Origin of the sequence: Labilibaculum euxinicum (genome assembly GCF_963678175.1) — a bacterium.
Classification (GTDB): domain Bacteria; phylum Bacteroidota; class Bacteroidia; order Bacteroidales; family Marinifilaceae; genus Labilibaculum; species Labilibaculum euxinus.
Window position 1 is genome coordinate 2,791,381 of sequence record NZ_OY782756.1, and the last position, 11,028, is coordinate 2,802,408.

Here is an 11,028-nt window from a genome sequence, read left to right on the forward strand (position 1 = left end):
CAATGACTTCCTGTTGAGTACTAATTTATTTGTTTACGTACTTTTTAATTTTCTTATCACCCATCCAAACCAGTTCGCTGGTTTCAAGATTAGTTAACTCCAGATTTAACTGATAGTAACGAACATTTTCTTTTTTATAACTGTCTATAATCGAATTGATGTCACCTTGTAATATGAAGTCAGCACCTAATTCCTGTCCCCATTTTTTAAGAGTTGCTTTGGATGCAAAATCTTGTTGGTCTGCACGTTCCTGACGAAGATCTTCTCGTTTGGCACCCGCTTGTACCAAGCGAACCCGACTGTCATTTAAAATGGCTTTTTCGATGTCTTTAATGTAAGTATCCGAATCGATATGTTCTGAACTTTTATTGGTGATTAAGCCAACAATAACAACAGGTTTACGATTAAATTCCTGTTGATAATCTTCAATCCAATTTTGATTAAGTAATTGATCAATTAAAGCCTCGGCAGTCAATTTTGAATCGGTATCGTTCCATCGACCACTTAAATCAATTTGCTGATCAGGAGATACCCGGGTAACTTGTCTCGAGCACGAAACGCCAGCTAATACAGCCAGTGCGAAAACAAATAAGCGAAATGAATACTTCATAATATTTTCATTTTTTGTTATAAATAATATTCTAATTTTTTGAAGTGAATTGTATTCAGGTAATTACAATTTTTATGCCAATATGATTATAAATCCTCTACTAATTTTGATAGTTTTAGGTAATGCGATTCACTAATTGGAGTGAGAGGCAAACGCAAACAATTTTCACAGAGTTTTTTCATGCTTAGAATTGCTTTAATTCCGGCAGGATTGCCTTCTGTAAAAAGGTTTTGGATGATTCCAAACATCTTATAATGAATCTGAAGAGCTTCCTTGTTTTTGCCATCTAATGCTAATCTTACCATCTGGCTCCATTCCTTTGGAAAAGCATTCCCAAGTACAGAAATAACACCACTGCCTCCTAATGAAATAAGAGGAAAGGTTATGGCATCATCGCCTGATATCACTAAAAAGTCTTTTGGTTTGTTTTTAAGAATGTTCATAAGTTGTTCCATATTACCTGAAGCCTCTTTTACACCAATTATATTTTCAATTTCCGAAGCCAGTTTTACGCAGGTTTCAGCGCTGATGTTAACACCAGATCTGCTTGGTACATTATAAAGAATTACCGGAACCGGACTGGCATTTGCAATGGCCTGATAATGCAGAAACAAGCCTTCCTGACTGGGTTTGTTGTAGTAAGGAGCAACTGATAGAATGGCATCAATTTCATCAAATTCGGCGAACTCCTGAATCTGCTGAATAACAGCCTGTGTATTGTTTCCTCCAAAGCCAACCACCAAAGGAACGCGCTTCGCATTCACCTCAATAATGTGGTTGATGACGGAAATTTTTTCATCACACGAAAGTGTTGATACCTCACCTGTAGTTCCCAGCACTACTAAATAATTAATACCATTTTTAATCTGAAAATTAACAGCGTCGCTAAGTGCAGTATAATCGACACTTCCATTATTTTTAAATGGAGTAATAAGAGCTATGCCTGTTCCTGTAAATTTGTTGCTGTTCATCCTTATTACTTTTTAATCTGTGAAAGATACTTTAAGCTTTCGCTGATTAGATTTTCTATCGAATTGTTTTTCCCCTGATCAATCATTAAATCAAGATGTTCACAGTTGTCCACCAATGAACCAACTTTGCAGGATGCCAATGAAACTTGTGTAATGTATTTTATCGACAGATGTTCTGATTTAGTAAGAACAAAGAGTAAATCAAACTTAGTATTGGTGAATTCTATTAATTCAGGAATGATTGGTTCACCGCTCCATTTCACATCCTTATTGGTATAGAAAACTATTTTTTGAGCCACACCAAAATCAGGCAGTTCGTTGGCGTTAACCCAACCAACGGTTTGCACTTTATAGCCTTTTTGGCTTAAATCTTCTGCGAACTTTTTTACTACAGAGTGATTCTTTTCCTGAAGAGTATCAAACAGGATCCCTATACTTTTAGAACTTTCTAAATTGTGAAACTCCTTTTTGCGCGTATTTTTTTTTAGCTTGCTTTTGATTTTTAATCCGGCAAGCTGATTTTTAATATTTTGAAAAAAACTCATTTTATATTCGATAGTTAAGTTGAAGGCTTGTATTTATGGGTTGCACAGGCAATCACAATTTGAAACCACAAGTTATGAAAAAAATCATTTTGTAAATCATAAATTAAGCTTATTTAATTTTTTTTGGAGCCTTGTAACCATTTGGATTCAGTTTGCCTGGGGCAATGTGTAACTCATTTGCCAGATCGGTAAGACTATTCATATTCATTACTTCGCATGCTTTTATTGCAATTTTAGCACAAGCCAAAGTGTCCTCCAATGCATCGTGGTGTTTAAGTGGAATATCGAACAAGTGAGCCATTGTATTCAGCTTGTGGTTTGGCATATTGGGCCATATGTTACGGCTGATTTGTACGGTGCATAGGTAATCAAATTCCGGAAAACGAATGCCATAAGTGTCTAAACAGGAGCGAAGTACCGACACATCAAAACTGGCGTTGTGGGCAATCACCATTTTACCATGAAGATAATCTTCCACTTCTTCCCATATGTAATTGAAGCTGGGTTCGTTCATTACATCTTCCTCTGTAATTCCATGTATACTAACATTCATCGGATGAAAATACATTTCAGGAGGCGATATCAACCAATCTTTGCTTTCAACAATAATTCCATTCTCAACACGGACCAAACCAAGCGAACAGGCAGAATTTCGTTGTCCGTTTGCTGTTTCGAAATCTATAGCGGTAAAATTCATTTTTTTTAAGATAAAAGAGTAAAGAAACAAGGACTAAAACTTTTAATTTTGTGCTAACTGCTAACTGCTAACTGCTAACTGCTAACTGCTAACTGCTAACTGCTAACTGCTAACTGCTAACTGCTAACTGCTAACTGCTCATCCCAATCATCTTCAAAAATTCATCTTCCGTTTTTATTCCAATTCCTAATTTTTCTACTTTTTCAAATTTGCTTGGTCCCACTTTTTCTCCTGCTAAAAGAAAACTTGTTTTCTTCGATATAGAACTTACATTTTTTCCTCCGTGCAGTTCAATCATTTCCTTTAATTCATCGCGGGAGTATTTTGAAAAGCTTCCGGATATAACAATGGATAAACCTTCAAGTGTATTGCTCGCACTCTCATTTTCCACAATTTCTTTTTCCAATTGCAAGCCAAATTCTTTTAATTGAGCAATTAAATTCTTATGGTATTCATTGGCAAAGTATTCTACTATACTTTCAGCAATTTTTACTCCAATTTCGTCTACTTGAATCAATTCTTCAAGCGTCGATTCTGCTAATCTGTCGATAGAAGGTATCGCTTTTGCCAATTTCTTCGCTACTGTAATGCCAACATACCGAATGCCCAAAGCATACAAAACCCTTTCGTAAGGAACCTGTTTCGAATTTTCAATACTTGTTAAAATTCTCTCTGCAGATTTATCGCCCATGCGCTCTAAAGGAATTATATCATCTTTAGTCAATCGGTACAAACCTGTAACATCACTAATTAGATTCTTCTGAAAAAGCAGGTCGATTGTTTCTTCACCGAGGCCGTCCAAATCCATGGCTCTGCGACTGATGAAATGTTCAATTTTCCCTTTAATCTGGGGCGGACAGCCCATATCATTCGGACAATAATGATTCGCTTCGCCTTCTTTACGAACCAAAGGAGTGCCACATTCAGGGCATTCTTCAATGTATTGAATTGCTTGTGCTTCCGCAGATCTTTCAGTCAGTTCTATACCAACAATTTTTGGAATAATTTCGCCGCCTTTTTCCACATAAACAGTATCGTTTTCGTGCAGATCTAAATTTTGAATGATATCAGCATTGTGCAGTGATGCTCTTTTTACTGTTGTGCCGGCCAATTGCACTGGCGTTAAATTGGCTACCGGAGTAATCGATCCGGTTCTGCCTACTTGATAAGTCACCATTTCCAGTTTGGTAGATACCCGTTCTGCTTTGTATTTATAGGAAATTGCCCAACGAGGCGATTTTGCAGTAAAACCTAGTTCTTCCTGCATATCCAGCGAATTCACTTTTATTACAATTCCATCTACAGGAACCGGCAACGAGTTGCGTTTTTCGTCCCATTCTTTAATGAATGCAATTACTTCGTCGATATTTTTACAAAGCGCCGTGTTGTCAGGAATTTTAAACCCCCAGTTTTTAGCGGCCAATAAATTGTCGTAATGGTTTCGGCTTGGAATTTCCTTGCCCAACAAATAATACAGGTAGCAATCTAACTTTCGTTTTGCAACCACAGATGAGTTTTGCATTTTCAATGTTCCCGAAGCTGCATTTCTAGGATTCGCAAACGGCGCTTCTCCAATATCCCCGCGTTCCTCGTTCAAGCCATTAAAAACAGTAAAAGGCATTAATATTTCTCCTCGTATTTCAAATTCTTCAGGATATCCATCACCACTTAATTGCAAAGGTACCGATCTGATTGTTTTCACATTAGCCGTAACATCATCACCTTTTACACCATCGCCACGGGTTACTGCCTGAACCAGTTTTCCATTTTTGTAGGTTAAAGAAATTGATGTGCCGTCGTATTTCATTTCGCATACGTATTCAACATCACCATCAATCAACTTTTTAATACGGTTTTCGAAATCGCGGATTTCTTCCTCCGAATAGGTATTGCCTAACGAAAGCATCGGGTATTTGTGCTCTACCTGATTAAATTCCAGATTGATATCGCTGCCAACTCGTTGGGTTGGCGAATTGGGATCATAAAATTCAGGATATTGATTTTCCAAAGTCATCAACTCTTTCAAGAGTATATCAAAGTCGTAATCGCTGATGCTTGGCTGCGATAAAACGTAGTAATTGTGATTGTATGTATGTAATTGCCCGCGCAATTCTGCAATGCGAGCTTTTGCTTCTGCCTGATTCATAGTTGTAAAAGTCTATCGTTGTGTGAATAGATGAGCTGTGTTTTTTATAACAAGCCCTGAATGGTAAAAATAGTAAACCTTGAGGTGATTTCAATGATTTTTGAGATCGAAAACTGTAATTGATGAACTGTCTGATTATGAGTTGTAAAGTACAGCCATATGGAAAGCAATTACAGGTAGGAAGAGGTGGTGTCGACGAATCTTTAACTTTGAATAACGGATGTTCTGACTTCGCTGGACATGACGTTCCCAAGTGATATTGGAGATCATTTTCATTTCGCACCATTTACCGATTCTTGAGCACACTTAACCGATTTCAAGAATTAAAAGCTATTATATTGCATTACTTTAGTTTTAGAAATAAAGGATACACTAATCTTAAACAAAAATATCATGGATGAAAATAAAAAAAATAAAAGTCTGTTTGTTGGGCTTGGGTTAATAATAGTTGGAATCGTAATTATTTTGGAACGGCTCAATTATCAGTCTGATTTTATCGAAACCTATTTGTATCGGTGGGAATCTGTTTTAATTTTAATTGGCGTACTGCAGATTTTGGTTCGTCGGAGAATTTTTGGAGGTCTGATGGCCATAGCTGTCGGAGGATACTTTCTTATGGATGATTTGTATTTTCTACCACAAAATTGGGAGATATGGTTTTTTCCTGTACTACTTATTTTAGGAGGTATTGCGTTTATTTTTTCTCCTGATTCACCATATTGTTGTAAAAATAAATAAATTCATATCATAAAATATATCATCATGAGATCACAACATAAATCAAACCCAAACAACCGTGCAATATTCGGTATTTTCTTAATTCTATTTGGATGCTTATTGGTTCTTAAAAATCTGGATTTTATTCCCTATGACTTAAGGCATGTTATCTTTTCGTGGCCAATGTTACTGTTTGGTTTAGGGGCACTTTTCTTTTTTGGTAAAGATGATAAAACTACAGGAATTGTTCTAATGGCAGTGGGAGGGGTGTTTTTAATGCCTATTGTATTCGATTGGAGCTTTAACTGGCGAGGCTTATTTTGGCCTGTAATGCTAATTGTAATAGGAGTTGTGGTTATCCGAAAACGAAACGGATGTGATGTTAGCAAGCGATCGGCGGTAGGATCAGATTCTGATTATATCGATGAGCTAAATATATTTGGCGGTGGTGAAAAAGTAATCAACACCAAAAATTTTAGAGGAGGAAAAGTTACCTGTGTTTTTGGAGGAACAGAATTAAATCTCACCAATGCCGATCTGGCCGAAGGCACAAACATAATTGACGTATTTACAATGTTTGGTGGTTGTGTTCTGGTTGTTCCATCCGATTGGGAGGTTAAGGTTGAAGTCTCTGCTATTTTAGGCGGTGTTTCCGACAAACGAATACCAACCACAAATTATATAGTTGAACCTAAAAAGGAACTAATCATTAAAGGATTTGTCGCTCTGGGTGGTTGCGAAATTAAATCATATAAATAATTTTAGATGCAGCATCCTCTTCTGAAAAATCGTTTTGCTATTCCAATTTATATAGCAGCCTGGGCATTTTTTGCAATGCTGTTATTTATGATTGGATGGTATTTCGAGGGAAGGACTATTTATGATTCGGCCGTAAATGCCTTTAGCTTTTCATTTCCATTATTGATATTAGGTGTATGTATTTGGTTTATTGTTATGTATACCAGTATCGAAAGTCTGGGTTTTTTCCATTTTTTTTTGCATCATTTAACTGCTGGTTTAATTGTGGTGGGGATCTGGATATCGTCCGCATATCAATTACGAACTATGTGGTTTGGCACCACCAGTGAAGGTTTCGATTATCTTATTCCTGTGCATTGGCAGATTTTTATGGCCTTTGGGATGTACGATTATATTGTGATTGTGTATTATTTAGTAATGTATTATCGTAATTTTCAAGATAAATTGGTTCGTGAATCTGAGCTAAAAGAGTTAGTGAAAGAGGCAGAATTAACAGCATTAAAATCTCAAATTAATCCGCATTTTCTTTTTAATAGTTTAAATTCGGTAAGTTCTTTAACTTTATCAAAGCCGGAACTATCCAGAGAGATGCTTGTTAAATTGTCAACCTACCTTCGTTATTCTCTGGCTCAGAATTTAAAAGAGTTAAATAATTTGAGTAACGAATTGAGTAATATTCGTTTGTATATGGAAATTGAGAAAGTTCGTTTTGGTGATCGTCTGCAGCTTCATTTTGATCTTTCACCCGACTGCGGGAAACTAAAAATTCCCAATCTAATTTTACAGCCATTATACGAAAATGCGATTAAATTCGGAGTGCATGAAAGCCTTGAGCCTGTTTGTGTACTAACAAAGTGTCGTTTTGAGAATGATATTTTAAAAATTAATATCAGTAATAATTTTGATCCGGATTCGGTTCCTGCAAAGGGAAATGGTATTGGTTTACAAAATATACAGGAACGCCTGCATTTAATTTATGGCCACGCTGATTTGATGCGGGTTGTTAAGAAAGAAGATCAATTTACTGTTTATCTGGAATTTCCACAAAGTTTATAAGATATGGAAGTAATAAAAGCAATAATTATTGATGATGAATCATTGGCCAGAGATCTGGTTCGCTCTTATTTAGGAGCTTGTCAGGGTATTGAAATTTTAGGTGAGTATTCAGATGGATTTCAAGGCTTAAAAGCAATTAATGAGTTGGAGCCGGATTTGGTGTTTTTAGACGTTCAGATGCCTAAACTGACAGGTTTCGAAATGTTGGAATTACTCGATAAACCTTGCAATATTGTGTTTACAACAGCTTACAACGAATATGCAATCAGAGCATTCGAACACAATGCAATTGATTATCTGCTCAAACCATTCTCAAATGAACGTTTCCAGGATGCCGTGCGCAAGGTGAAGGATCGTATTTCAAATTCGGTGACGAGTGAAGATCAGATTGAGAAAATAAAAAATCATAACGATTCCTCGGATGAGTTATTGACCCGGGTGGTGGTGAAATCAAGAAATAAAATTGACGTAATTGCAATTGACAAAATAAAATATTTTGAGGCTCAGGACGATTATGTGATGATTTATACCAATGAGGGAAGGTATCTGAAACAAAAGACAATGAAATATTTTGAAAGTCATTTAAGCCCGAAAGAGTTTTGTCGAATACATCGAACTTATTTGGTGAAGATTGATCAGATAGCTCAATTGCAGCCTTACGAGAAGGATCATTGGATTGTAATTTTAAAAACCGGGGAAAGTTTAAACGTCAGTCGAAATGGATTTAAGCAATTAAAACTGCAATTGGAAATTTAATCATTGATCTGTTTTTATATGGTAAGCATCATTTTTTCACGAATTGATGCTTTTTTTATGTCAAAAGCCAGATGTTTTTTTAGGGCTTCTTTTGTTAAGTGTGTTTTATACTAAATTGTGCTGAGTTTTTGTTGTTTTAGTTGAATGACCAGTGTTAATAAGGTTTTTAGTGTGAGTACATGTAAACTGATGACAAACTGATTGTTTCTGTTTGTGAATTGGCGGAAAAGTTTTTTGATTTTTAATTGATTCGTAACATAAATTTTCTACTTTTGTGCAACCTGTTACTATATACACTAACTAATTTACACACTACTAATGAGTCTAAAACTTGATTGCAGAAATGGATTATTGCCGGTCCTTCTGTTTTTTTTAAGCCCCGCTGTGCATTCCTATGCTCAGGATTCTACAAAAGCTGTAACAAATTCATATTTGAATGGTGTAGTTGTCGATAATGAACATCAAAAGCCTCTTGAGTATGCTACCGTATCAATTTATTCTTTACCAGATTCTTTATTGGTTAAGGGAACTATCACAAATAGAAAAGGGGAGTTTGAACTAGCTGATTTAGCTGGTTTAAGCTATTATTACAAAATTGAATATCTTGGATTTGAGAGCTATAGCAGTAAGCCGGTTCTTTTAAAAGAAAATGAAAAATTATTATTGTCTGATCCACTTGTTTTGCATGCCGATACCCAAACGATTACTGAAGTGGAAGTAACCGGGAATCGTGATTTTGCACGAATCGAATTGGACAAAACAGTTTACAATGTGTCAAAATCACCTGTTTCAGATGGAGGTACTATAAATGAAGTTTTAGCAACAATTCCTAAATTAAATGTTACAGCCAATGGCGGAATACAATTACGGGGAAGTTCTGATGTGAAAATATTAATCGATGGGAAACTGAGTGGATTACTTGGAATGAGTCCCGGAGATGTATTGAGTAATATGCCGGCAGCAGATGTTGACCGTGTGGAAGTAATTACAAGTCCTTCCGCAAAATATGATGCTTCAGGTTCAGCTGGGATTGTAAATATTATTATGAAGAAGGATAGAGCCAAGGGGTTTAATGGAAATGCTTCCGCCACCATTGGTACGATCAACAAGCATTCGGGTCGGACTGCACTTAATTTACGAACCGGAAAACTCAATTTGTCAGGATCATACAGCTATCGAAACGATTGGTCTGGCAGAGATTATGAATTATCACGATTTACAGAAATAGACAATAATGTTGAGATGTTGAATAGCCGTGCCGATGTCGATTTAGGCGATAGAAGTCACATTGGACAATTGGGCATGGATTATTTAATAAATGATAAGAACACCGTGAGTTTTTCTGTTACCAATCGAAATGTGAAGCAAAATCGGAATGGAATCTATAACTATTCACGAAATTTAATTACCAGTAGTACTTTTTCAAATGAAACATCCCGTGAAAGTGCTGTTGATATTGATTTGAATTCCTGGGTGTACAACGCCTCTTATATTCGTAAGTTTGATAGAAAAGGACAGGAATTTTCTTTTGATGCAAGCTATACAAGTAATAAAGCAGAAAATTACGGAAATTATACTGATGAAGTAGAAGGGAATACCAGTGACTTTTTCAATTCTAACCGCGAGGAAGCAATTATTCAAATGGATTACAAACAGCCTTTAGGTGAAGTGGGTTCGATAGAAACCGGATATTTGTACCGAACGAATGAGATAAAGTACAATGGGCCTATTGATTTATCTACTGCGTTTAATTATAAAGAGAGCATTCATGGTTTGTATTTTCAATTTAGTGGAGAGAAAGGAGATTTTGGATATCAGTTTGGTTTGCGGTCTGAGTATTCGGATATTGAGACGAATAAAGCGTATAATGACGATTATTTAGACTTTTTTCCCAGCGTACATCTTTCCTATAAATTATCCGACAATAAGCAGGTATTGCTGACTTATTCTAAAATGGTTTATCGTCCTGATTCCAGAATGTTGAATCCATTTCAAAATCTTCAAGATCCGGAAAATCAGAGATTAGGTTCTAAAGAATTGGGAGCCTATTATACGCATATGCCGGAGTTAACTTTTGTTTATAAAAGAGATAAGATAACCTATACTACAAATTTGTATTATCAGTACAAGGATAATATCATAAGACAGTATCGTTCTGTTAATGAAAGCAATGTGGCGATTGTGACTTATGAGAATGTTGGAAATCTACAATATGCAGGTGTTGATTTTAATATATCTACAAAATTTAACAAATGGTGGAGTGTTAATTCCTACTTGTCCGGAATCTATCAAAAGTATACACCCTCTGCTAAAGTGAGTTTTTCTACCAATGACGATTTTGGTTTTTTTGGAAAGCTAACTTCAACCATGCGAATACCTAAGTGGTTCAATTTTCAAACAACTTTGCGTTATGACTCTGATATGCCTGTTGTTCAAGGAAATTACGATCAATCCTTTCAAGTAGATTTCGCTTTTGGTAAGAGAATAATGAAAGGCAAAGCAAGTATATCTTTATGGATTTACGATGTTTTAAATAGCAGTAAGTATAATGTAAATACTTCAGGAGATCGTTTTACTCAAAGAATGAAGTACAATTTTGAAAATAGGGTGGCAAATTTGACCTTCCGATATAATTTTGGTAAAAAGTACAATGTGTTAAAAACTAAAAAAAGAGGAAGTGGAGTCCAGCACTCAGAGAAAGATATCTAACAATATTAGCAGGTAAAAAAAAACCTCGTTCGTTGAACGAGGTTTTTTTTTTGTATTCATTG

Annotated in this window: 10 protein-coding genes; 5 read left to right on the forward strand and 5 right to left on the reverse strand. The window is 35.8% G+C overall.

Going from position 1 to position 11,028, the window contains the following annotated elements; all coding sequences use genetic code 11:
- Positions 1 to 25: 25 nt before the first annotated feature.
- The 5 genes from ACY0M5_RS11085 to ligA all read right to left on the reverse strand — a co-directional run bounded on the left by ACY0M5_RS11085 (position 26) and on the right by ligA (position 4,969).
- Positions 26 to 610 (reverse strand): penicillin-binding protein activator LpoB, encoded by a 585-nt coding sequence (locus tag ACY0M5_RS11085; RefSeq protein WP_101309201.1) that lies wholly within the window; start codon positions 608 to 610, stop codon positions 26 to 28.
- A gap of 86 nt (positions 611 to 696) precedes the next feature.
- The gene (dapA, locus tag ACY0M5_RS11090) at positions 697 to 1,581 is read right to left on the reverse strand and encodes a 4-hydroxy-tetrahydrodipicolinate synthase (protein WP_461629154.1); all 885 of its coding nucleotides are present in this window, start codon (positions 1,579 to 1,581) and stop codon (positions 697 to 699) included.
- 5 nt (positions 1,582 to 1,586) lie between these two features.
- A complete protein-coding gene (locus ACY0M5_RS11095) occupies positions 1,587 to 2,126 on the reverse strand; it encodes a DUF6913 domain-containing protein (RefSeq protein WP_461629155.1) in 540 nt (179 codons plus the stop codon).
- A 109-nt stretch (positions 2,127 to 2,235) separates the two neighbouring features.
- Positions 2,236 to 2,823 (reverse strand): exonuclease domain-containing protein, encoded by a 588-nt coding sequence (locus tag ACY0M5_RS11100; protein ID WP_461629156.1) that lies wholly within the window; start codon positions 2,821 to 2,823, stop codon positions 2,236 to 2,238.
- 130 nt (positions 2,824 to 2,953) lie between these two features.
- Positions 2,954 to 4,969, reverse strand: a complete 2,016-nt coding sequence (ligA, locus tag ACY0M5_RS11105) for an NAD-dependent DNA ligase LigA (RefSeq protein ID WP_461629157.1) — start codon at positions 4,967 to 4,969, stop codon at positions 2,954 to 2,956.
- Positions 4,970 to 5,362: 393 nt separating this feature from the next.
- Here ligA and ACY0M5_RS11110 point away from each other — a divergent pair, with 393 nt between their 5' ends.
- The 5 genes from ACY0M5_RS11110 to ACY0M5_RS11130 all read left to right on the forward strand — a co-directional run bounded on the left by ACY0M5_RS11110 (position 5,363) and on the right by ACY0M5_RS11130 (position 10,966).
- Positions 5,363 to 5,707 (forward strand): LiaF transmembrane domain-containing protein, encoded by a 345-nt coding sequence (locus ACY0M5_RS11110; protein WP_101309196.1) that lies wholly within the window; start codon positions 5,363 to 5,365, stop codon positions 5,705 to 5,707.
- Positions 5,708 to 5,731: 24 nt separating this feature from the next.
- On the forward strand, positions 5,732 to 6,445 hold the full coding sequence (locus ACY0M5_RS11115; protein ID WP_124991419.1) for a LiaF transmembrane domain-containing protein: 714 nt from the start codon (positions 5,732 to 5,734) through the stop codon (positions 6,443 to 6,445).
- A 6-nt stretch (positions 6,446 to 6,451) separates the two neighbouring features.
- Positions 6,452 to 7,501, forward strand: coding sequence for a sensor histidine kinase (locus tag ACY0M5_RS11120; RefSeq protein ID WP_461629158.1), 1,050 nt, complete (start codon positions 6,452 to 6,454; stop codon positions 7,499 to 7,501).
- A 3-nt stretch (positions 7,502 to 7,504) separates the two neighbouring features.
- A complete protein-coding gene (locus ACY0M5_RS11125) occupies positions 7,505 to 8,257 on the forward strand; it encodes a LytR/AlgR family response regulator transcription factor (protein WP_461629159.1) in 753 nt (250 codons plus the stop codon).
- Positions 8,258 to 8,575: 318 nt separating this feature from the next.
- A complete protein-coding gene (locus ACY0M5_RS11130) occupies positions 8,576 to 10,966 on the forward strand; it encodes a TonB-dependent receptor (protein ID WP_461629160.1) in 2,391 nt (796 codons plus the stop codon).
- Positions 10,967 to 11,028: the final 62 nt, after the last annotated feature.

What these genes read in the sequence shown, in the direction of transcription:
- ACY0M5_RS11085 (WP_101309201.1), bottom strand. Translation starts at nt 610, where the DNA reads ATGAAGTATTCATTTCGCTTATTTGTTTTCGCACTGGCTGTATTAGCT.
- dapA (WP_461629154.1), bottom strand. Translation starts at nt 1,581, where the DNA reads ATGAACAGCAACAAATTTACAGGAACAGGCATAGCTCTTATTACTCCA.
- ACY0M5_RS11095 (WP_461629155.1), bottom strand. Translation starts at nt 2,126, where the DNA reads ATGAGTTTTTTTCAAAATATTAAAAATCAGCTTGCCGGATTAAAAATC.
- ACY0M5_RS11100 (WP_461629156.1), bottom strand. Translation starts at nt 2,823, where the DNA reads ATGAATTTTACCGCTATAGATTTCGAAACAGCAAACGGACAACGAAAT.
- ligA (WP_461629157.1), bottom strand. Translation starts at nt 4,969, where the DNA reads ATGAATCAGGCAGAAGCAAAAGCTCGCATTGCAGAATTGCGCGGGCAA.
- ACY0M5_RS11110 (WP_101309196.1), top strand. Translation starts at nt 5,363, where the DNA reads ATGGATGAAAATAAAAAAAATAAAAGTCTGTTTGTTGGGCTTGGGTTA.
- ACY0M5_RS11115 (WP_124991419.1), top strand. Translation starts at nt 5,732, where the DNA reads ATGAGATCACAACATAAATCAAACCCAAACAACCGTGCAATATTCGGT.
- ACY0M5_RS11120 (WP_461629158.1), top strand. Translation starts at nt 6,452, where the DNA reads ATGCAGCATCCTCTTCTGAAAAATCGTTTTGCTATTCCAATTTATATA.
- ACY0M5_RS11125 (WP_461629159.1), top strand. Translation starts at nt 7,505, where the DNA reads ATGGAAGTAATAAAAGCAATAATTATTGATGATGAATCATTGGCCAGA.
- ACY0M5_RS11130 (WP_461629160.1), top strand. Translation starts at nt 8,576, where the DNA reads ATGAGTCTAAAACTTGATTGCAGAAATGGATTATTGCCGGTCCTTCTG.